Source organism: Haloarcula sp. JP-L23 (assembly GCF_011602445.1).
In the GTDB taxonomy this organism is placed as follows: domain Archaea; phylum Halobacteriota; class Halobacteria; order Halobacteriales; family Haloarculaceae; genus Haloarcula; species Haloarcula pellucida.
Genome location: NZ_CP050014.1, coordinates 2,294,070 through 2,313,719, shown reverse-complemented (window position 1 = coordinate 2,313,719; position 19,650 = coordinate 2,294,070). Strand labels below are relative to the sequence as shown.

General features: G+C 65.8%; 22 protein-coding genes. 12 read left to right on the top strand and 10 right to left on the bottom strand.

Annotation, left to right across the window (positions count from 1 at the left end; genetic code table 11):
• The first annotated feature begins 56 nt into the window (after positions 1 to 56).
• Positions 57 to 983: a J domain-containing protein gene (locus G9465_RS11815; protein WP_166970195.1), complete on the top strand. Its 927-nt coding sequence runs from the start codon at positions 57 to 59 to the stop codon at positions 981 to 983.
• A 36-nt stretch (positions 984 to 1,019) separates the two neighbouring features.
• Positions 1,020 to 1,841 carry a S1C family serine protease gene (locus tag G9465_RS11810; RefSeq protein ID WP_166970192.1) on the top strand — a complete coding sequence of 274 codons (822 nt, stop codon included), beginning with the start codon at positions 1,020 to 1,022 and terminating at the stop codon, positions 1,839 to 1,841.
• Here the strand turns inward: G9465_RS11810 and menD are convergent.
• Together menD and G9465_RS11800 are read right to left on the bottom strand one after the other, a co-directional pair.
• Entirely contained in the window at positions 1,825 to 3,603 is a 1,779-nt protein-coding gene (menD, locus tag G9465_RS11805) for a 2-succinyl-5-enolpyruvyl-6-hydroxy-3-cyclohexene-1-carboxylic-acid synthase (RefSeq protein WP_166973028.1), read from the bottom strand. The genes G9465_RS11810 and menD overlap by 17 nt on opposite strands.
• A gap of 5 nt (positions 3,604 to 3,608) precedes the next feature.
• Positions 3,609 to 4,946, bottom strand: coding sequence for an isochorismate synthase MenF (locus G9465_RS11800; RefSeq protein ID WP_166970190.1), 1,338 nt, complete (start codon positions 4,944 to 4,946; stop codon positions 3,609 to 3,611).
• A 214-nt stretch (positions 4,947 to 5,160) separates the two neighbouring features.
• Here G9465_RS11800 and G9465_RS11795 point away from each other — a divergent pair, with 214 nt between their 5' ends.
• Positions 5,161 to 5,376, top strand: a complete 216-nt coding sequence (locus tag G9465_RS11795; RefSeq protein WP_166970188.1) for a ribbon-helix-helix domain-containing protein — start codon at positions 5,161 to 5,163, stop codon at positions 5,374 to 5,376.
• Positions 5,377 to 5,447: 71 nt separating this feature from the next.
• Positions 5,448 to 5,729 (top strand): UPF0058 family protein, encoded by a 282-nt coding sequence (locus G9465_RS11790; RefSeq protein ID WP_166970186.1) that lies wholly within the window; start codon positions 5,448 to 5,450, stop codon positions 5,727 to 5,729.
• Positions 5,730 to 5,766: 37 nt separating this feature from the next.
• On the opposite strand, the gene G9465_RS11785 is transcribed toward G9465_RS11790, so the two are convergent.
• Together G9465_RS11785 and G9465_RS11780 are read right to left on the bottom strand one after the other, a co-directional pair.
• Positions 5,767 to 6,285 carry an Lrp/AsnC family transcriptional regulator gene (locus G9465_RS11785; protein WP_166970184.1) on the bottom strand — a complete coding sequence of 173 codons (519 nt, stop codon included), beginning with the start codon at positions 6,283 to 6,285 and terminating at the stop codon, positions 5,767 to 5,769.
• 154 nt (positions 6,286 to 6,439) lie between these two features.
• Entirely contained in the window at positions 6,440 to 7,234 is a 795-nt protein-coding gene (locus G9465_RS11780) for an enoyl-CoA hydratase/isomerase family protein (RefSeq protein ID WP_166970182.1), read from the bottom strand.
• 97 nt (positions 7,235 to 7,331) lie between these two features.
• On the opposite strand from G9465_RS11780, the gene G9465_RS11775 reads away from it, so the two are divergent.
• From G9465_RS11775 to G9465_RS11760, 4 genes are all read left to right on the top strand, one after another.
• The gene (locus tag G9465_RS11775) at positions 7,332 to 8,735 is read left to right on the top strand and encodes a deoxyribodipyrimidine photo-lyase (protein WP_166970179.1); all 1,404 of its coding nucleotides are present in this window, start codon (positions 7,332 to 7,334) and stop codon (positions 8,733 to 8,735) included.
• A 293-nt stretch (positions 8,736 to 9,028) separates the two neighbouring features.
• A complete protein-coding gene (gene sod / locus G9465_RS11770; protein ID WP_166970177.1) occupies positions 9,029 to 9,640 on the top strand; it encodes a superoxide dismutase in 612 nt (203 codons plus the stop codon).
• A 95-nt stretch (positions 9,641 to 9,735) separates the two neighbouring features.
• Positions 9,736 to 10,005, top strand: coding sequence for a DUF5827 family protein (locus G9465_RS11765; protein ID WP_166970175.1), 270 nt, complete (start codon positions 9,736 to 9,738; stop codon positions 10,003 to 10,005).
• Complete coding sequence (locus tag G9465_RS11760) at positions 10,002 to 10,820, top strand: ATPase (RefSeq protein WP_166970173.1); 819 nt, start codon at positions 10,002 to 10,004, stop codon at positions 10,818 to 10,820. Before G9465_RS11765 ends, G9465_RS11760 begins: the two co-directional genes overlap by 4 nt.
• A gap of 9 nt (positions 10,821 to 10,829) precedes the next feature.
• Here the strand turns inward: G9465_RS11760 and G9465_RS11755 are convergent, their stop codons facing one another.
• Positions 10,830 to 11,282 carry a DUF302 domain-containing protein gene (locus tag G9465_RS11755; protein WP_166970171.1) on the bottom strand — a complete coding sequence of 151 codons (453 nt, stop codon included), beginning with the start codon at positions 11,280 to 11,282 and terminating at the stop codon, positions 10,830 to 10,832.
• A gap of 44 nt (positions 11,283 to 11,326) precedes the next feature.
• Positions 11,327 to 11,902: an MBL fold metallo-hydrolase gene (locus tag G9465_RS11750; RefSeq protein WP_166970169.1), complete on the bottom strand. Its 576-nt coding sequence runs from the start codon at positions 11,900 to 11,902 to the stop codon at positions 11,327 to 11,329.
• 143 nt (positions 11,903 to 12,045) lie between these two features.
• Between G9465_RS11750 and G9465_RS11745 the strand changes: the two genes are divergently transcribed.
• From G9465_RS11745 to G9465_RS11730, 4 genes are all read left to right on the top strand, one after another.
• Entirely contained in the window at positions 12,046 to 12,630 is a 585-nt protein-coding gene (locus tag G9465_RS11745) for a response regulator transcription factor (protein WP_166970167.1), read from the top strand.
• A 13-nt stretch (positions 12,631 to 12,643) separates the two neighbouring features.
• On the top strand, positions 12,644 to 13,303 hold the full coding sequence (locus G9465_RS11740) for a hypothetical protein (protein WP_166973026.1): 660 nt from the start codon (positions 12,644 to 12,646) through the stop codon (positions 13,301 to 13,303).
• Positions 13,304 to 13,385: 82 nt separating this feature from the next.
• Positions 13,386 to 14,129, top strand: coding sequence for an FAD-dependent thymidylate synthase (gene thyX / locus G9465_RS11735; RefSeq protein WP_166970165.1), 744 nt, complete (start codon positions 13,386 to 13,388; stop codon positions 14,127 to 14,129).
• Between the two features lie 110 nt (positions 14,130 to 14,239).
• A complete protein-coding gene (locus G9465_RS11730; RefSeq protein WP_166970163.1) occupies positions 14,240 to 15,616 on the top strand; it encodes an ABC transporter substrate-binding protein in 1,377 nt (458 codons plus the stop codon).
• Positions 15,617 to 15,632: 16 nt separating this feature from the next.
• On the opposite strand, the gene G9465_RS11725 is transcribed toward G9465_RS11730, so the two are convergent.
• From G9465_RS11725 to G9465_RS11710, 4 genes are read right to left on the bottom strand one after another with little or no spacing between them, the layout of a single operon-like run.
• Positions 15,633 to 16,385: an ABC transporter ATP-binding protein gene (locus G9465_RS11725; protein ID WP_166970161.1), complete on the bottom strand. Its 753-nt coding sequence runs from the start codon at positions 16,383 to 16,385 to the stop codon at positions 15,633 to 15,635.
• Entirely contained in the window at positions 16,382 to 17,224 is an 843-nt protein-coding gene (locus G9465_RS11720) for an ABC transporter ATP-binding protein (RefSeq protein ID WP_166970159.1), read from the bottom strand. The genes G9465_RS11725 and G9465_RS11720 overlap by 4 nt, the downstream gene beginning before the upstream one ends.
• On the bottom strand, positions 17,217 to 18,500 hold the full coding sequence (locus G9465_RS11715; protein ID WP_166970157.1) for a branched-chain amino acid ABC transporter permease: 1,284 nt from the start codon (positions 18,498 to 18,500) through the stop codon (positions 17,217 to 17,219). Before G9465_RS11715 ends, G9465_RS11720 begins: the two co-directional genes overlap by 8 nt.
• Positions 18,497 to 19,612 (bottom strand): branched-chain amino acid ABC transporter permease, encoded by a 1,116-nt coding sequence (locus G9465_RS11710; RefSeq protein ID WP_166970155.1) that lies wholly within the window; start codon positions 19,610 to 19,612, stop codon positions 18,497 to 18,499. Before G9465_RS11710 ends, G9465_RS11715 begins: the two co-directional genes overlap by 4 nt.
• Between the last annotated feature and the right edge of the window lie 38 nt (positions 19,613 to 19,650).

Sequence of the window (19,650 nt, the reverse complement as noted above, 5' to 3'; positions counted from 1 at the left end):
TGGGCACGAGGAGTTATACGTCACAGTAGCCGACTTACCGTTCGTCCAGCACCTGCATGACTGAGACGTTCTACGACGTCCTCGGCGTCCCGACGGACGCGACGACCGACGAGATTGAGGCCGCCTATCGGGAGCGTCTGAAAGAGACGCACCCGGACGTGAGCGACGCCGACGACGCCCGTGAGGTGACACAGGCACTCGTCGAGGCACGCGACGTTCTCGTCGACGAGGCCGCTCGCGAGCGCTACGACCGACTCGGTCACGAGGCGTACGTAAGGCACGAGTCCTCGGTGGCCGAGAGCGACGTCGCCGCGGCGGCGCGTCGGGCTGGCTACGCCGAGTCCGAGGGCGGCCAGACCGAGTCGTCGGACGCTTCGTCGACAGCGTCCGACGCCGGTGACCCACGCCAGCGAGCGCGCGAACGCGCCGAACGGGAGCGACGCGCCAGCGAACGGGTGCGAGCGGACCGTGAGGAGCGAACCGGGACGAAGCGCGGCGACGACGGCCGGACGGCACGGGCCGACAGCGACCCGACTGGTGGCTGGAGCGCCGACACAGACGCGCCCGGCGGATACGCCGGTGCCGGCGAGACAAGCGCGTGGACCGCCACCAGCAGCTACGCGGTCAGAGAGAACGTCCAGCCCGGGCCGAGATACGAGCGGCTGGTGCCGACCGGCCGGGAACTCACGCTGCTCGGTCTCACCTTCGCGCTCTATCCCGTCTTGCTGTTCAGCGCGCTCGTTCCGGCGTTCCCACTGTTCGTCAACCTCGTGCTCGGCGTCTGTCTGGTCCTCGTCGTCGGGTACCTCCAGTCAGTGCCCAACGTCGCGATACTGGTCTTTGGCATCTGGAGCCTCCTCACGCCGCTAGTGCTGCTGTGGGTGAACGTCAGTTTCTTCTCGCTCCTCGGGGTCGTCGCCCTGTGTGGGACGTGGCTCCCGTTCGGGTTCTCGATACTCACGTACTCGGTCCTGCGGCTGTAGATGCAGGTTTTTGTAGGGCGGACTAGTCCCAAGCGTATGGACCGTTCTCGCCGGTCGTTTCTCGCGTCGGTCGCCGCAACTGCCGGCCTGTCTGGGTGCAGTGGGGTCATCGACTCCGCGCCACCGTCGACGGATGGCTCGGCGGGGGCAGCGACAAACCCGCAGTCGGCCACAGAGCGGGCGGACTCGTCCCGGTCCCGACTCACCAGAACCGACGGCGAGCCGGTCGAGACGGAGTTTACGCGGGCCACCCGAGAGCGCGCGTCCGAGGTCGGAACGTCGGTGCGGGAGTCGGTAGTCGTGCTTCGGGACGGGAACCGCGGCGGCACGGGGTGGTTCGTCGGCGAGGGCGAAATCGTGACGAACGCACACGTCGCCGACGGGTCCCGAACGCTGTCGGTCGAGACGTTCGACGGAGCGACTGGGACAGGCGAGCGGGTCGGCTACCACGAAGAGCTACAACCGGACCTCGCGCTGCTGGAGACAGACCTGTCTGTGCCCCCGCTCTCGCTGGGGAGTCTTGACGACCTCTCACGGGGGGACCCGCTCGTCACTGTTGGCCACCCCGGCCGACTCGGCCAGTGGATACTCAGTCTCGGTCGCTATCTGCGGGTTCTGGACGGTATCGACTGGCTCCTCTCGACCGTTCCGACGCGAAACGGGAACAGCGGTGGCCCGCTGGTCACCCTCGATGGCGACGTCGTCGGCGTCGTCTCTGGGGCGACGACCGGGACCGCGGGCAATCGACCGGACTACAGTAGAAACGAGACGGCTTACACGGAGCTCCCGGAGATAGCAGAACAAACCACGTCCGTTCCGGTCGACACGCTGGAAGCGTCACTCAGCGACTGGCGATAGCGTCTCGCACGCGAGCGGTCAGGTCGTCTCTGACGGCGTGGCTCGCTTCGGCGTCGAAACACACTTCGACGACCTGCGTTCCGTCGCTCTCGACGGACTCCGTGAAGGCATCGACGAACGAATCACGGCCGTCGACGCGGCGATACGCCAGTCCGTAGAGGTCGCCGGTCGGCCCGAAGTCCAGTCCGTGTGGCGTCTTGAACTGTTCCTCGAACGCGTCGTGGTCCTCGATGGGGAGCACGTGGAAGATGCCGCCGCCGTCGTTGTTCAGGAGGACGATTGTCGCGTCGACGCCACACCGGGAGAGTGCCAGCAGTCCGTTCATGTCGTGGTAGTACGCGAGGTCGCCGGTGACGAGGACGAGCGGGTCCGTTGTCGCGCTGCCCGCCCCCAGCGCCGTCGAGGTGATACCGTCGATACCGCTCGCCCCACGGTTGCCGAGGACGGTGAGGTCGGCCGCACGCGGTTCCCCGAACCTGTCGAGGTCACGCACCGGCATACTGTTCGAGACGAACACCGTCGTCGGGTCCGGCGCGTGCGCTGTCACGTCCGCCAGTACGCCGCCCTCCCAGTAGCGGTCGGTGACGGCGTCGCTCACGCTGTCCCAGTGGACTCGCTCGGCAGTCTCGAAGCGGTCACGCCACGTCTGCGCCCCCGACCCAGTCACTCGCTCGGCGACTGCCCGGGCGACGGCGCCCTCGTCGGCGACGAGATGGTCCGTCGCGGTGAACTCCGCTTCGGACCACCCGCCAGACCGGTCGACGAGGATCTGCCGGCAGTCGGCGTCCCTGAGGTAGTGTCGGAGCGGTTTCGAGGTCGGTGACGCGCCGAACCGGAGGACGACCTCCGGGTCGGCCCACGACTCCGTCGCCTCGCTCCCGAGATAGGCGTCGTAGCCGCCACACACCGGCGGGTCGATGCGGTCGACGTGGGGGCCGTACCGGAGGTCCGAGAGCGGGTCCGCGAGCACCGGGAAGCCAGTCGCGTTCGCGAGCGACGTCAACGCCTCGGCCCCGAGGCCGTCGTCCGCCGGACCGGCGACGACGAGGCCACGGTCGGCCGATTCGACGGCCCGAGCGATTCGCGCCACGTCGCCAGAGGGCGGTTCGCTGGTCCCCTGACTCGTCCGGACGAACGGCCCGTCACGGCCCTCCGCGGCGAGTCGGTCGCCGTCGGCCCAGTCGTCCGGGACGCCGTCCGGGCCGTCCTCGGGGGCCGGCGTCGGTTCGAGCGGTTTCTGAAACCGGCAGTTGAGGTGGACCGGTCCGGGGTCGCTGCCGGTCGCTTCTGTGAGCGCACGGGCCATCGTCGTCCGGAGCATCCGGACCGTCCGTGGTCTGGCCGCCGGTTCCGGCATGTCCCGGTACCACCGGACCGCATCGCCGTACAGTTTCTCCTGGTCGACGGTCTGGTTCGCGCCGCTGTCTATGAGTTCTGGCGGGCGGTCGGCCGTCAGGAGGAGCATCGGGACGCCCGACTGGGCGGCTTCTATGACTGCGGGGTGGAAGTTCGCCGCGGCCGTACCGGAGGTACAGACCAGCGGCGTCGGCTCACCGGTCCGCTTCGCGCGGCCGAGCGCGAAAAACGCCGACGACCGCTCGTCGAGGTGGGAGTATACGGTCACGTCGGGGTGCTCCGCGAACGCGACGGTCAGCGGCGTCGACCGACTGCCCGGCGAGACACAGACCGCGTCGACGCCGCCTGCGACCAGTTCCGCCACGAGCGTCTCGGCCCACAGCGTGTTGACGTTGGGATAGCTCACGTCGGTCACTCCAGTTCGTCGAGCATCGGTCGGTACTTCAGTTGGACCTCGTCCCACTCCCTGTCGGGGTCGCTGTCGGCGACGATGCCCGCCCCGGCAAACAGCGTGGCGAGTCGTCCCTTCGCGACGGCCGAGCGGATGCCGACGGCGAACGTGCCGTTGCCGGCGGCGTCGACCCACCCGATAGGCGCGGCGTACCACCCGCGGTCGAACGCCTCCGTCTCGCGGATGGTCCGCAGTGCCTCGTCCGGCGGGAGGCCGCCCACGGCGGGCGTCGGGTGCAGGGCCTCGACGAGCGAGAGGACGTGTTCGTCCCGTTCGAGTTCGGCCGTGATAGACGTCCGGAGGTGCTGGACCGTCGCCAGCCGTCTCACAGTCCGGTCGCCGATGCGTACCGAACTCGCGAACGGTTCTAGCTGGTCGCGGATGGCGTCGGCGACGAGTGTGTGTTCGTGCGTGTCCTTCTCGCTGTCCAGTAGTTCGGCGGCCAGCCACTCGTCCTCGGCCGGCGTGTCACCGCGACCGGTCGACCCCGCGAGCGCCTCGGTTCGTACCGTTCGCCCTCGCAGGGAGACCAGTCGCTCCGGCGTCGCGCCGAAGAAGGTCCCGCCGTCTTCCGGCGAGAGCAGGAATCGGTAACAGTCCGGATACGTCACTGCCAACCGGTCCAGTACGTCCGGGACAGAGAGGTCCGCGCGCAGACGCACGTGGAGTGCCTGCGCGAGGACCACCTTCTGTAAGTTCCCGTCTTCGACGCTCTCCAGTGCGGCCCCCACTTGGTCGCGCCACGTCGCCTGTGACGGCGTCCGCTCTCGGGATTCGACGCCCGGCGGCCCCCTCGGAGCGGACTCTGGCACGTCGGCAAGCCGGTCGGCCCACTCGTCGAGCCGCTGATCGGCGTCGGCCGCCGCCGTCGGCCCGGTGCCGGTCGTCGTGAGCCACGTCCCGCCGTCCGTCCGGGTCACCTGCACCTCGGGGAGGAAGAACGCGGCCCCCGGAAACCCGTCCCACGGCGACTCTGTGCTCTCGGTGTCGCCCTCGTGGAATGCAAAGCCACCGAACAGGCGGGGGCGCGCGACACTCGGGAGGTCTGTCGGGACGTCACAGCGGTCGAACAGCGCCGTCGCGGCCGCCTGTACGTCCGCGAATCGGGACGCACCGGACGCGGTCACGGTGGCGGCGGCGCCGCTCGCCGCGATGGACTCAGAGCCCGTCGCCCACGCGAATCGTGGTCGCGTCCCGGTGTCGAGGACGGTTCGGGGTGTACCGCTCTCGACTCGACAGCCGCGTGTGACGACCGATGTCTCACCCACCGTCGACTCGTCGCCACGCAGTGGTTCCATCACCCCCGTCTTAGGATTCCGACCCTTTGAGCCTGACTATACCCACGACCGCTGTCCCCGCGGTGGGCGTGCCCAGCGCGCCACTTCCGATTTTCAAAAATTAATATCTGGTTTCGAGAAGTAGATGCCGCGTACTATGTACTATCGGTTTGCGAAATACGCAACTACCCCCGTCAAATTTAAATGTGACTTACTCAAAGGGGCCAACGTTGCGATGCCAAAGGTAGAGATCAACATCCCGGAACACCTCGAAATGCAGATCGCCCAGCTCGTCGAGCAAGGCGAGTTCCTCAATCGCGAAGAAGCCATCGAAGACCTCCTCTCGACCGGTCTGAAGGCGTACAAGACTTCAGGTCCCCAAGACGAGGACGAAGAGCCAGGGTTCGAAGACGACGGTATGATGGGACACGACGACGAGTACGTCTTCTGAATCTCGAACAGTGAGTCTGGTACCTGTTCTCAGGCAATTCTTATAGGAGTCCCGTCACATAGCACACGACAATGCACAAAGACGAGCTGTTAGAGCTACACGAACAGATGGTGACTATCATGGAGTTCTTCCGCGACGAGATGGACAGCGTCGACCCAGGCCTGTTCGATCCATACCAGGAACTGGACGTACGCCCCTCGGACGTTCACAAGTCAAAGAGCGAACACAAACACGCCGTCTTCGTCCTCGGGAACGCACTGGCGACGGCCATGAGCGAAGACGAGTTCTCCGATGCGGGTCGGGTCGGAAAGCGCATGAAGGAACTGGCCGAGGACGCCGAGCGGAAACTGTAACCGGGCGGTACTGCCGACACTCCCCTTTCTGTCTTCTCTATCTGTCGTCTGCGTGTAGCTCTGTGAATATCTCGGGGTCCGTCTGGAACTTCAACACGTTGTGGACGACGGAGTTGCGGACGTTCTGGACGACCCTGCCGTGTTCCTTGTAGAACTCGTGAATCCACCGCGATTCGGCGGCGCGCGTCTGGAACATCATCACGGACTTCCACTGGTACTCCCCGTCCGAGAGGAAGTAAAACAGGGTGTGTTCGTCGTCCCGGATGGAGACCATCGCCTCGTACCACTCGTCGGCGAAGTGTTCGGGGTTGAACTTGAACTCGAACAGCGCGAAGTTGAACAGCGATTCGTTGGGGACGATGGCCTCACGAAACACTTCCTCCTCGCGCATCTTCCGAATCGACTCGCTGACAGTGACGTGCGAGACGTCGATGTCGTACTCGCTTTCGAGGATACCGGCCAGTTGGCGGGAGGACCGCTGTGGCTCGTCGGCGAGTTCACGGAGGATGTGTACGTCTCGCTCTTTGAACTCCCAGTCCGGCGTCTCGTCTACCATATCGGTACTCATTTGCCTGCGGATTTGACAGTTTCGCCTCTCACAGTTATTTCTCCTGTACGGGAGTCGAATTACCGTCCGAAAACGTGGCGTCGACGAGCGTCCGGTCTTCGTGACGGTGTCTACTGGTACCGCTGGTGACACGTGCGCACGGTCAGCGCCCCTCGAACTCCGGGGAGCGGTGTTCCATGAACGCCGTCGCACCTTCCTCGTGGTCGGCCGTCGTGAACGCGAGGCCCTGTGCGGTCGCCTCGTCGTCGAGGGCTTGCTCGAACGTCGACTCGGTCCCCCGGTCCAGCAACCGTTTGGCCTGTGTCAGCGCGACGGTCGGTCCCTCCGCGATCGTCGTGACGATGTTCTCGACGCCGTCTTCGAACTGATCGGCTTCGAACAGTCGGGTGAAGATGCCCAGTTCGCGGGCCGTATCGGCGTCCAGCAGTTCGCCGGTGAAGACGAGTTCCTTGGCCTTGTTCGGGCCCACGAGACGTGGCAGGAAGTACGAGACGCCCGAATCGATGGCGAGGCCGACCCGCCGGAACCCGAACCCTATCTTCGCGTCGGGACTGGCCAACTGCACGTCACAGGCCAGGGCGAGTCCGGCCCCGGCGCCGAACGTCGCCCCGTCTATCTTCGCCACGACCGGGAGGCGACAGTCGTGGACCGCCTCGATAGCGCCGTGGATGGCGGCGACGACGAGTTCGACGCGTTCGGCCGGTGGCTGGTCGCCCGCGACGCCCTCTACCATCGCCTCGACGTCGCCGCCGGCACAGAACGCCGGGCCGGCCCCTTCGAGGACGACACAGCGAGCGCCGCTGTCGGCGATAGTGTCGAAGCGCTCCGTCAGTCGCTCCGCCGTGTCCGCGGCGAGCGCGTTTCGCACGTCGGGCCGGTTCAGCGTCACCGTCGCCACGTCGTCTTCGACGGTCAGGAGAACGGCATCGTCTGACATACCCGCGACCACCGGGCCCGCCGAGATAACTCTGCCGCCAGTCGGAGCCAAACCCTGTTGGGTACGGCTTTTTGCCTGCGGCGGGCGACCACCGGATATGCGCCTTCACTGGCACCGTCGAGACCTGCGGGCGGCCGACAACGCGGGCCTCGCCCGAGCGAGCGCCGGAGACCCCGCGGTCCCGGTGTTCGTCTTCGACTCGGACGCGCTCACGCACGCCGGCCCGCCGCGGGTGGCGTTCATGCTCGACGCACTCGACAGCCTCCGGTCGTGGTACCGAGAGAACGGGTCCGACCTTGTCGTCGCGCACGGTGACCCCCGAACGGTCCTCCCCGAACTCGCCGAGGAGTACGGTGCCGAGACGGTGACGTGGGGGAAAGACTACTCCGGCCTCGCCCGCGAACGGGACGCCGCCGTCCGTCGCGCACTGGACGACGCAGGGGTCGCCCGTGAGGCCGTCCAGAACGCCGTCCTCCACGAACCCGGCGAGATAACGACCAACGACGGCGACCCCTACAGCGTGTTCACCTACTTCGGCCGGAAGTGGCACGACCGGGAGAAGGCCGACCCGTACGATACCCCCGCCGCGGACGCACTGGCCGACGTCGACGGCGACGACCTGCCGACGCTCCCGGACCTCGGGTTCGATACCCCCGAGGCCGACGTGCCGCCTGCCGGCACCGACCACGCTCGCGAGTTGCTCGACGCGTTCCTCGACGAGAACGTCTACCGCTACGAGGACCGACGGGACTACCCGGCAGAGGACTGTACGTCTCGCCTCTCAGCCCACCTCAAGTTCGGCACCGTCGGCATCCGGGAGGTGTACGCGGCCACTGCCGAGGCCCGCGACGTCGTCGAACCGGGCAGTGCCGACGCGGAGTCCGTCGAGGAGTTCCTGTCCCAACTCGCGTGGCGCGAGTTCTACACGCAGGTACTGTTCGCGAACCCGAACGTCGTCACGGAGAACTACAAGACGTACGACCACGACATCGAGTGGAACTACGACGAGGACCACTTGCAGGCGTGGAAGGACGGCGAGACGGGCTATCCAATCGTCGACGCCGGGATGCGCCAGCTCCGCGAGGAGGCGTTCATGCACAACCGCGTCCGGATGATAGTGGCCTCGTTCCTCACGAAGGACCTCCTCATCGACTGGCGACACGGCTACGAGTGGTTCCGGGAGAAACTGGTCGACCACGACACGGCCAACGACAACGGCGGGTGGCAGTGGGCCGCATCGACGGGCACGGACGCCCAACCGTACTTCCGGGTGTTCAATCCCATGACGCAGGGCGAGCGCTACGACCCCGACGCCGAGTACATCAAGCGCTACGTCCCGGAATTCGAAGACGCCGCGCCCGAGATTATCCACGAGTGGCACGAGGCGTCGCTGACCCAGCGCCGGAACGCGGCCCCGGACTACCCGGACCCCATCGTGGACCACAGCGAGCGCCGGGAGGAAGCTATCGAGATGTTCGAGGTAGCGAGAGGCGACAGCTGAAACGCGACGCTGTCCCCTCTCGGCAGAGCGGGGAACGCGGTGACCAGCGAGTACCCGGCGTGCGAGGGTCGGCTCAGTGAGACATGGTGTGAACGATGAGTGACGACGGGTGACGGGGCTCGTCCTCGAACACGGCAGCTGACATCTCGCCGCGATATCATTGGATACGTGTCACAAACACTCGCCTCACGGCATATTACGCCGCCGGTGGCTGGTCCCTGCGGTGTGGTACCGTCCTGCTCCTAAACGTTTAACAGTCGCGCGCTCGACCGTTCATGTGGAGGCGATTTCATATGTCCGAACACTCCGAACCCGAACTGCCACCGCTTCCGTACGACTACGATGCCCTGGAGCCACACATCTCCGAACAGGTGCTCACGTGGCACCACGACACCCACCATCAGGGGTACGTAAACGGGCTGGAGTCGGCGGAGGAAACGCTGGCCGAGAACCGCGAGTCGGGGGACTTCTCCTCGTCCGCCGGTGCGCTGGGTAACGTGACCCACAACGGCTGTGGCCACTATCTCCACACGCTGTTCTGGAACAACATGGACCCCAACGGCGGCGGCGAACCCGACGGCGACCTTCGTGCCCGCATCGAGGAGGACTTCGGGTCCTACGAAGGCTGGAAGGGCGAGTTCGAGGCCGCCGCGTCCGCTGCCGGTGGCTGGGCGCTACTGGTCTACGACCCCGTTGCGAAGCAACTGCGCAACGTCAAGGTCGACAAGCACGACCAGGGCGCGCTCTGGGGCGCACACCCCATCCTGGCCCTCGACGTCTGGGAGCACTCGTACTACTACGACTACGGTCCGGCCCGCGGCGACTTCATCGACGCCTTCTTCGAGGTCGTCGACTGGAGCGAGGTCGCCGAGGAGTACCAGACCGCAGTCGGTCACTTCGAGTAACGCTCCCGAACCGCACATTTCTTCGAGCGCCTCCCCGTAGCGGCGGCTCTCTCCGGTCCGAGGGATTTACCCACTCCCTCGGCGTAGCCGCGGCTATGCCAGCCGACAAGGCCGAATTCGACGACGTTCGCTCCTTCGAGTTGCACGAACCGGCAGACATCCTCGACCCGGACCTGCTGTATACGATCCCCGAACTGGCCCGTCTCCTGCAAGGACTACCCGTCGACGCCGAGTTGAGCGACTTCAACGAGTCCGTCTTCATCGACTGGGCCATCCCGTGGATGATCTACAATCAGGACAGTCTGGTGTTCGCCGAACCCGACGCCGAAGACGTGGTCGGCCTCTACGGTCTCGACGACAGATGAACCTCCTCGTGGCCGGTGCCGACCGCGTCGACGCCGGGAAGACGACGTTCTCCGTCGGGTTGCTGGCCCACACCGGCGCTCGCGGGTTCAAGCCGCGGGCCGGCAACAACTACTGGTTCGACCACGACGACTTCCGCTATGCGACCGAACAGGGCCGGTTGTTCGGCAAGGACGCCAGGCGACTGGCCGACGCCTCGCCGGGCGACGTGCGGCCCGAGGCCATCAACCCGATTCATCGGCTCTGGCACCCCTCGCCGGGCGCGGGAACTGGGATCCTCGGAAGCGACCGCCGGCAGTTCGTCGTGGACCGCGTCGGCGGCCGAGACGGGGCCGGCGAGTTCGTCGTCAACGGCACCGTCGACCTGCCGCAGTCGGTCACCGACTCGCTCCCCGTCGCCGACGCGCCGCGTGTCACCTCGCTGCCTGACTTCAACGACCTCATGAGCGTGATGCACGCCGAGGCGCTGGGAGCAATCGCCGAGGATATCGCCGGCGCCGACCGCGCCGTCGTCGAGTCCTACGGCGACGTGGCCCGACCGTTAGACGGGTTCGAACCGGACGCCGTCGCCGTCGTCGAACCCGGCCGGGCCCGCTTCTACGACGGGCGTCGCTACGCGAAGGCCTGTGAGATCGCCACCGGGAGCCCCGGTGACGGACAGTTAGAGGAACGGGTCGGCAGCGTGGTCGACCTCATCGACCGGACGGGCGCGGTCAGATTGCCAGCCCTCGACACCGAGACGCGGGCCGACCCCGAGGCCGTCGCCGACGCCTACGACCACGCCTACGACGCACTGCTGGCGACGGCGTTCGACTGAACCGCTGTCTCACTCGACGCTGTCGAGGTTGCCGAACGCCTCGTCGACGAGTTCGCCGGTGTCGGCGACGATGTCGGCCATCACGTCGTCGTCGGGGGCCATCCCGAGGAGTCGAGCGGCGCGCATGATGCTGATGTGGTACACAGTCTGGACGCCCGGTTCCTCCTGCCAGACGACGACGTTACAGGGAAAGAGCGCGCCGATGCGGTTCTCGGAGGCGTCGAGCGCCCGGTCGGCCATGTTCGGGTTACAGGCCCCGAGCACGTAGTACGGGTCCCGGTCGGCGTCGACCTTCTCGTTGAGCAGCTCCGAGGGGGAGAACTCGGTCGGGACGCCGAACCCCGCCTCGGTGAACACCTCGCGGACGTGTTCGATGGCTTCCTCGTGGTCCATCTCCAGCGTGGCTCGTTTCTCACCGATGTCCGCTGCGTCGAGCGCCGATGGGTCTATGGGGAGCGTCATGCTCGAATCGACGCGCTGTCCGGACAAAGAGGTTTGGTCGAGACTCAGAACCGCGCGGCCTGCCACGCCAGTTCGACGTCGTGATAGGGGTCGTCCGTGACGCTGGGGCCGTGGCCCGTGTGCATCTCACCGAGGTCCTCGTCGACGACGTCGAGGACGCGGTCGATGCTCTCGACGAGCAACGCTCGGTCCCCCTCTTCGAGGTCCGTCCGGCCGAAACTCCCGTTGGCGAAGACGAGGTCGCCCGCAAAGAGAACGCTCGCCGCCGCCGAGTAAAAGCAGAGGTGGTCGTTCTTGTGGCCCGGCGTGTGGAGCGCCCGGTAGTCGTGGTCGCCAAGCGTCACCGTCTCGCCGTCGGCGACGGCACGGGTGACGCCCTCCTGATCCGTGTCGAACCCCCAGACGTCGACGTCGTAGGCCGAGACGACGTCGCCGAGGTTGCCGACGTGGTCGTAGTGGGTGTGGGTCAGGACGACGGCGTCGAGATCGTCCGCGTGGTCGGTGACTTTCGAGACGACGTCGAACTCGTTGCCGACGTCTACGAGCACGGTCCGGTCTCCCGTGACGAGGAAGGTGTTGCTGGTAAACGACTGGGCGCCGCGAGCCAGGTTCCGTATCATGCTCTCTCGTTGTCGGTGGCCGGCAATGTCGGTGTCGCTCTGTGGCGAAATGGACAGTCGATTGCCGGTACGAAACGCCCGCTCGCGCCCGCACCCACAGGGCTATGTAGGTGGGTACTAAAAACGGGGATAGTAAGTAAAGTATGTCCGAATCGGACCCGCCTGTCGTACTCATCGTCGAAGACGAACCGGACGTCGCAGAGACGTACAAACTGTGGCTGGAGGGTGATTACGAGGTCCGGATGGCCCAGAACGGGGACGAGGGGCTCGAACTGTTGGACGATACAGTCGACGTCGTCCTCTTAGACCGGATGATGCCCGGGCTCTCCGGAGACGAAGTCCTCAGCCGAATCCGCGAGCGCGAGTTGGGATGTCGCGTGGCGATGGTGACGGCCGTCGAACCGGACTTCGACATCCTCGAGATGGGATTCGACGCGTACCTCTCGAAGCCGATTCGGAGCGAGCAGCTCCACGACACGGTATCGAACCTCTTAGAACGGTCCGAGTACGACTCGTTACTGCAGGACTACTACGCATTGGTCGAGAAACAGGCGACACTGGAAGCGACGAAGTCGAACGCGGAACTCGCCGACAGCGAGGAGTACGCCGAACTCAAAGAGCAGGTGGCAGAGATGCGGGAGGGACTCTCCGATACGCTCGGCGGCATCGAAGACGATGACGACTTCATCGCGACACTGCGTGGACTGAGCAATGGCGAAGAGAACTGAGGTGATGGAAGATATGTACGACCTCTCATCTGTGCTCGATTTCGACGCTCTGTCCGAGGTCCGTCCCGGGTCCAGTATCCTCATCTCTGGCCCCGCGATGACCGGGAAACAACGGCTGGCCTACGATATCTTGGCCGACGGTGCTCGCGACGGGGACGGCACCGTCGTCGTGACGACGAGCGACGACGCGACAGACGTCGTCGCAGAGTTCCGCGAGAGAGTGCCGGAACTCGAAGAGTCCCAACTCGGCGTCGTCGACTGTCGCCGCGAAGGCGGGTCAGACAGCAGCTCGGTCGACGGTGCCTACGTCCATCAGGTGTCCTCGCCGGGCGACCTGACGGGTATCGGTATCGGCATCACCAAGACGCTCGAAGGGCTGCACAACTCCGGCCGCGACCGCGGGCGTCTCGCGCTCGTCTCCCTGTCGACGATGCTCACGTACACCGACAAAAAGACCGTCTTCAAGTTCTGTCACGTCCTCTCGTCCCGTCTCGACGCGGCGGACTACATCGGCGTGTTCACCATCGACTCCGGGGCGCACGACCAGCAGACGATTCAGGTCATCAAGCAGGCGTTCGACGGACTCATCGAGGTCCGCGACGCGGACGGTGGCGGGCGCGAATCGCGCGTCCTCGGTCTCTCCGGCGAACCGACGGACTGGAAGCGAATCTGAGTACTCTCGCGAACCGACGCGGCGGGTCCCGGTTCGTGCGGTGGGGAGGAAGTATTTTCACGCTCCGGTGTTCCCACCCGGTATGGAAGTCACGCTGCTGGAAGCCACTGAGGACCCCGAGGACCTCGTTTGTAAAGCCGCTCGCAACGACTACAGCGGAGATTTCGTCGGCGGGCAGTCCCTCGAAGCGACGATGGAGACAGTCGAGGGCGACACGCTCGAAGCGAAAAAGGAGACTCTCATCGGCCACCTGCTGGACCACGGCCACTTCGGTCCGTTCGAACATCCACAGATTACGTTCGCCATCGAGGGCGTCTCCCGGTCCTGTATGGCACAGATTACGCGCCATCGCCACGTCTCTTTCGACGTCCAGTCGATGCGGTACGTCTCTTTCGACGACGTGGACCCGGCCGACGTGCGCGAGGGCGAGATGGTGGTCATCCCGCCATCGGCGACGGACCCCGAGTGGGTGGGTCGCAACCAGAAGCAAGGGGCGGTCGACGAGGCGGACGTCGAGAAGCGTGCGGAGATCTTCCGCGACACCATCGAGGACGCCGTCGAGTCGTATCAGGAACTGCTCGACCTCGGGATGCCGCCCGAAGACGCCCGGTTCGTTCTCCCGATCGGGACGAAGGTCAACATCGTGATGTCGATGAACGCCCGGATGTTGATGCACGTCGCCGATATGCGGGCCGCCGCCGACGCACAGTGGGAGATTCGCGAGATGACCGAGGAACTGCTCGACATCGCGGGCGACTGGTGTCCGATTACCTTCGACCACTACGAACGTGAGATGAAAAACCGGAAGAACCGACTCGCACCCTGATAGGTCTGGTACTCGATAGAACCGTCACACCGTTTCTCCGTGTCACGCCGTCGTACAGCGTCCCACCACGGACAACATATTTCTACTAGTAGGTTCAATGAACGATAGGTATGAGTCGTGATAACAGCCGACGAACATTCCTCAAGCGTACCGGTGCGCTCAGTACACTGAGTCTGATCGGACTAGCAGGGTGTTCGACAGAACCGAGCGACGGCGGTGGGGACGGTGGCGGCGACGGCGGCGGTGACGGTGACGGTGGCGGCGACGGCGAGACCACCGGTGATGGCGGTGGCGGTGCGGACACGCCCGACGTCCTGATGGTCGTCGGGTACCCGCAGAGTGGCGTCCAGTTGTTCAAGGACTACTACTCGGACTACGGCGACGACACCGTCGACATCCTCGTAACAGACGGCCTACAAGACGGCAGCCTCCCGGGTGACGTTGGCAACGACATGTCAAACGTCCTCGGATCGGCACCGTCCGCCGCCGGTCCGGGCGTGGACACCTTCACGAACCTGTTCACCGAGGAGTTCGACTACGACGAGGCCGGCGTGTTCACCTCGCAGGCCTACGACGCCTCGGCGGTCCAGATTCTGGCCAACCTGATGGCCGGCGAGAACGACGGGGCCGCGATTCGCGACCACATGCGCGTCGTCGCCAACCCCGGTGGGACGACGTACACCCCGTCGGAACTGCCCGCGGCGGCCGAGGCCGCCGCGGCCGGCGAGAACATTCAGTACGAGGGGGCCTCCAGCAACGTCAACTTCGACGACGCAGGGGACATCACTTCCGCGCAGTATCAGGTGTTCGGGTTTACCCAGAGCGGCGTCGAGACCCAGCAGACCATCGACTTCGGCGGGAACGCAGACCTCGCGCAACCGGAACCCGCCGGGAGCGGCAGCGGCGCCGACCGGACGGTCCGACTCGGTGTCCTCCAGCCGGAGACAGGCGACCTCGGCCCGCTCGGAAAGCCGATTCGAGACGCCGCGCTCCTCCCGGCGATTCAGCTCCGAGACCAAATCGACCAGGGCATCGAGACGCAGGTCGGTGACACACAGTCGACGGCACAGGCCGCCGTCAACGCCGCCAACTCGCTCGTCAGCGCCGGGTACCCCTCCATCACGGGGGCGGCCTCGTCCGAAGCGACGATTCAGGTGGCGAACAACGTCCTCGTGGACAATCAGGTCGTCGGGTGTTCGCCTGCGTCCACTTCCCCTGCCATCACGGGTCTCGAAGACGACGACTTCGTGTTCCGGACCCCGCCGAGCGACGCCCTGCAGGGGCAGGTGCTCGCGCAGTTGGCGACCGAGGAACTCGGCGCGTCGACGGCCTCGACGCTGTACCTGAACAACAGCTACGGGCAGGCGCTCCAGCAGAGCTTCGTCGCCGCGTTCGAAGAGCAGGGCGGCACCGTCGTCAAGCAGGTGGGTTTCGAGTCCCAGCAGTCGTCTTACACCTCCCAAATCAACAGCGCGCTGAACCAGTAGGCCACCACGTCCCGTTTTAGCCGCCGAGGAAGTCCTGTCGGACCTGCTGGTCCGCGAGCAGGGTGTCGCCGGCGTCCTGATAGCGGTTCTGACCCTGTACGAGGACGTAGCCGCGGTCACAGCGCCGGAGGGCCTCCTTCGCGTTCTGTTCGACCATCAGGACGGCGGTGCCGTCGTCGTTGATGCTGTCGATGCGGTCGAACATCTCGTCGACGAGGTCCGGTGCCAGCCCCGCCGACGGTTCATCGAGCAAGAGCAAGTCGGGGTCTAACATCAACGCCCGGCCCATCGCCAGCATCTGTTGCTGGCCGCCCGAGAGCGTCCCGGCCTTCTGGGTCGAGCGCTCTTCGAGGATGGGAAACCGGTCGTAGATATCCCGAATCCGGTCTTCTGGCACTTCGTCGAGGATGTACGCCCCCATCTCAAGGTTCTCGCGAACCGTGAGCGACCCGAACACGTTGTCGTTCTGCGGGACGTAGCCGATGCCTTCGTGGATAATCTCGTCCGGGCGGCGTTGGCTGATGTCCTCGCCGTCGAAGACGACGGTCCCACCCATGTACGTCGTCAGACCGAAGACGGACTTCATCACCGTCGACTTCCCCGCGCCGTTCGGGCCGACGATGACGACGTACTCGCCGTCGGCGACGTCCATGTCGACGCCGTCGAGCACCTGCAGGTCGCCGTAGCCGGCGTCTAGATCGCGCACCGCGAGCAGGCTCTCCGAAGGGTCCGACAGCGTCGCGTCCGTGGACCGCTGGGCCTGCTTCATACGTCGCCTCCCAGATACGCTTCGAGAACGCGCTCGTCCGACTGAATCGTGTCGGCGTCCCCCTCGGCCAGCACCCGTCCCTGATGCATGACGATGATGTGTTCGCAGTGGTTCATGATGACGTCCATGTCGTGTTCGACCAGCAGGAAGGTCAGCCCGTCCCGCCGCAGTTCGTCGATTCTGTCCAGCAGTTTCTCTTCTAGCGTCGGATTGACGCCGGCCAGCGGTTCGTCCAACAGCACCATCTCTGGGTCGGTCATCAGGACACGCGCCATCTCCAACAGTTTGCGCTGGCCGCCCGAGAGGTTGCCGGCGTTCTCGTGTGCGAGGTGGTCGATCTCGAAGAACTCCAGCGTCTCCCATGCCTCCTCGACCACGTCGGCCTCGTCTCGCTGGACCTGTTCGCGCAGGCCCGGCAGGACCGACCGAAGCGCCGATTCCCCCATCTGGGCGGGCGGGGCGAGCATCACGTTCTCTAGCACCGTCATCTCGGAGAGTTCGCGGGCTATCTGGAACGTCCGGACGAGGCCGCGCTTCGCGAGCGTGTAGGGTGCCAGCCCGGTCACGTCGTGGCCGTCGAACCTGACCGTCCCGTCGGTGGGTTCGTGGATGCCGGTGATGCAGTTGAACGTCGTCGACTTCCCCGCGCCGTTCGGACCGATGAGCCCGGTGAGCGCGCCCGTCCCGACTTTGAACGAGGTTCCGTCGACGGCCGTGACGCCGCCGAACTCCTTCCTGAGTCCCTGTACTTCCAGAAGCGGGGAGTCGATGGCGTCGCTCGTCGTCGGCACCTCGCTCTCGGGCGTCCGTTCCGTACCGACGGGTTCGGCGTCACTCATCGGCCTCACCTCCGTCGGCGGCGTGCGGGCGTGTCAGGTCCACGCTCGTCGCCGGTTCGTTGCGGTGGCCCAGCAGTCCCTCCGGCTGATTCTGGATGATGTACACGAGGACCACTCCGATGAGGACGAACCGAAGCGTGCTGACGTTGCTGACCGTGTAGGCGACGAGCGGTGTCGGGTCCAGCGACCCGAGGGCGGCGACGGCCTCGAAGACGTTGCCCGGGGCGCTCTGGCCGAACGTCGGGACGTACTCGCCTAACCGCGCCGGCAGGTAGAACAGCAGGGCCGAGAACGTCGCGGCACCGAGGATGCTCCCGGTGTTGGACCCGGAGCCACCGATGATGAGCGCCGCGAAGACGTAGAAGGTGATGACGGGGCGGAACTGCGCGGGACTGATGTACCCCGCGCTACCGCGGAACAGCGCGCCGGCCAGCCCCATCAGCGCACAGCCGATCATGAACGCCTTGATCTTGAACAGGCGGGTGTCCTTGCCGAGTGACTGCGTGACCGTCTCGTCCTCGCGGATGGCCTTCAGCACGCGGCCGAACGGGGAGTTGACGAGGCGACTGAGCACCCAGTAGCTCCCGGCGGCGATAGCCAGCAGACTCAGGCCGTACGCCATGTTGACGACGTTCGGTCCGGAGATGCCGACGCTCTCGGCGGCCGTAACGAGCGGTTGGCCGGGACCGTTGACCAGCGTCGCGACGATTTCGTCCGGCGACTCGAACGAGATACCCGTCGCGCCGCCCGTGCCGAACCGCTTCCCGAACACCTGCACCTCGGCGACGCCGCCCCAGTTGACGAACAGGCGGATTATCTCCGAGAGGGCGACGGTGACGATGGCGAGGTAGTCCGCGCGAAGTCGCAGCGCGGGGAGGGCGGCGATGGCCCCAACGATGGCGGCCATCACCATCCCGCCCAGCAGGCCGACCCACAGCGGCAGCCCGAACCCCGGGACGCCGCCCGCCCCGGGGTCGATTGGCGCCGTCAGGATGGCCGTCGTGTACGCGCCGACGGCCATGAATCCCGCGATGCCGATGTTGAACAGGCCGGTGTACCCCCACTGGAGGTTCAGCGCGAGGGTGAGGATGGCATACGCCCCGACCAGCACCGTCACGCTACCGACGAACCCGGCGGCGAGGTTGGCCGACTGCGCGCCGCCGACGCTGAACGCGAGCGCGGTCAGTAGCAGCCAGATACCGACGAGGAAGGAAACGACGAGCGCGGCGTCCGGCAGTTCCTCCAGTCGGTCCCGTACGTCTTCGAAGCCCGTCATGCCGTACTTACCCCCCCGAAGATACCGGACGGGCGCAGGAGCAAGACGACGATGAGGACGGCGAAGGCGGCGGCCCGCGTCAGTCCCGACGGGAGCCAGATGAGCGCCAGACTGTCGACGAGGCCGATGAGAACCCCCCCGGCCATCGCCCCGTAGATAGAGCCGATGCCGCCGACGATGACGGCCGCGAAGATGAGCAAGAGGAGAATCCAGCCGAAGTTAAACGAGATGGTGCCACTCTCTAAGACGAGGAGATAGCCGCTCGTCCCGGCCAGCGCACCGCCCAGCACCCACGTGAGACGGACGACGCGTTCGGTCGGGATACCGGTGACGCGAGCGAGGTCTTCGTTGTCGGCCATCGCCCGCATCGCCTTCCCGAGTTTCGTCCGCTGGAGCAGGAGGTGAACCCCGAGCATCAGGACGACGGAGACGACCAGCAGCGCGATTTCGTTGTCGGTGATAGCGACGCCCGCAAACAGTTGGAGGCGGGCGCCGCTGGTGGCGACGCCGCTGGTCTGGGTGCTGAAGACGAAGGCGATGAGATAGCGGAGTGCCAGTGCTACACCGATAGAGGCGATGAGCAAGGAGATGTTCCCCGAGTTACGCATGGGCCGATAGACGAGACGGTCGACGACGAGGACGACGGCGACGGTTCCGAGGGCGGCGACGACGAGGCCGAACAGGACGAGCGCCCACGACGCGGACGCACTCAGTTGTGTGCCGCCGTTGAACAGGAACAGGTCGGTCAGGGGTACGCTGACGGCCAGATTCGCCGTGACGTACGCGGCGACCCAGCCGAGAAAGGCGCCGACAGTGACCGTATCGCCGTGGGCGAAGTTGGCGAAGTCGAGGATGCTGTAGGTCATCGAAAGGCCGATGCCGGCCAGTCCGACGGCGAGGCCCACGAGGAGGCCGTCTACCGCCATCGATGCCAGCGACCCGACGGTCAGCGACCCGCCCATGACCCTGAATCCGAGGGCGTACACTGTCGTTCCGAGCAGTTTCGTCGTGAGGTCTGCGACGAGGTAGAGGAGGACGGCGGCGACTGCGCCGGCGTCCGGCCGCTCTATCGCCAGTCGTCGGCCATCCGAGACGGTCTCAGCGATACCCATTGGTTAGCAATGGTTGGACACTGGAACGTAAATAACGC

Coding starts and splice junctions, on each gene's coding strand:
- G9465_RS11710 (WP_166970155.1), bottom strand. CDS start 19,612: ATGGGTATCGCTGAGACCGTCTCGGATGGCCGACGACTGGCGATAGAG.
- G9465_RS11755 (WP_166970171.1), bottom strand. CDS start 11,282: ATGACGCTCCCCATAGACCCATCGGCGCTCGACGCAGCGGACATCGGT.
- G9465_RS11740 (WP_166973026.1), top strand. CDS start 12,644: ATGTACGACCTCTCATCTGTGCTCGATTTCGACGCTCTGTCCGAGGTC.
- G9465_RS11745 (WP_166970167.1), top strand. CDS start 12,046: ATGTCCGAATCGGACCCGCCTGTCGTACTCATCGTCGAAGACGAACCG.
- G9465_RS11725 (WP_166970161.1), bottom strand. CDS start 16,385: ATGAAGCAGGCCCAGCGGTCCACGGACGCGACGCTGTCGGACCCTTCG.
- G9465_RS11815 (WP_166970195.1), top strand. CDS start 57: ATGACTGAGACGTTCTACGACGTCCTCGGCGTCCCGACGGACGCGACG.
- G9465_RS11780 (WP_166970182.1), bottom strand. CDS start 7,234: ATGTCAGACGATGCCGTTCTCCTGACCGTCGAAGACGACGTGGCGACG.
- G9465_RS11795 (WP_166970188.1), top strand. CDS start 5,161: ATGCCAAAGGTAGAGATCAACATCCCGGAACACCTCGAAATGCAGATC.
- G9465_RS11765 (WP_166970175.1), top strand. CDS start 9,736: ATGCCAGCCGACAAGGCCGAATTCGACGACGTTCGCTCCTTCGAGTTG.
- G9465_RS11715 (WP_166970157.1), bottom strand. CDS start 18,500: ATGACGGGCTTCGAAGACGTACGGGACCGACTGGAGGAACTGCCGGAC.
- G9465_RS11720 (WP_166970159.1), bottom strand. CDS start 17,224: ATGAGTGACGCCGAACCCGTCGGTACGGAACGGACGCCCGAGAGCGAG.
- G9465_RS11730 (WP_166970163.1), top strand. CDS start 14,240: ATGAGTCGTGATAACAGCCGACGAACATTCCTCAAGCGTACCGGTGCG.
- sod (WP_166970177.1), top strand. CDS start 9,029: ATGTCCGAACACTCCGAACCCGAACTGCCACCGCTTCCGTACGACTAC.
- thyX (WP_166970165.1), top strand. CDS start 13,386: ATGGAAGTCACGCTGCTGGAAGCCACTGAGGACCCCGAGGACCTCGTT.
- G9465_RS11800 (WP_166970190.1), bottom strand. CDS start 4,946: ATGGAACCACTGCGTGGCGACGAGTCGACGGTGGGTGAGACATCGGTC.
- G9465_RS11750 (WP_166970169.1), bottom strand. CDS start 11,902: ATGATACGGAACCTGGCTCGCGGCGCCCAGTCGTTTACCAGCAACACC.
- G9465_RS11760 (WP_166970173.1), top strand. CDS start 10,002: ATGAACCTCCTCGTGGCCGGTGCCGACCGCGTCGACGCCGGGAAGACG.
- G9465_RS11790 (WP_166970186.1), top strand. CDS start 5,448: ATGCACAAAGACGAGCTGTTAGAGCTACACGAACAGATGGTGACTATC.
- G9465_RS11785 (WP_166970184.1), bottom strand. CDS start 6,285: ATGGTAGACGAGACGCCGGACTGGGAGTTCAAAGAGCGAGACGTACAC.
- G9465_RS11775 (WP_166970179.1), top strand. CDS start 7,332: ATGCGCCTTCACTGGCACCGTCGAGACCTGCGGGCGGCCGACAACGCG.
- G9465_RS11810 (WP_166970192.1), top strand. CDS start 1,020: ATGGACCGTTCTCGCCGGTCGTTTCTCGCGTCGGTCGCCGCAACTGCC.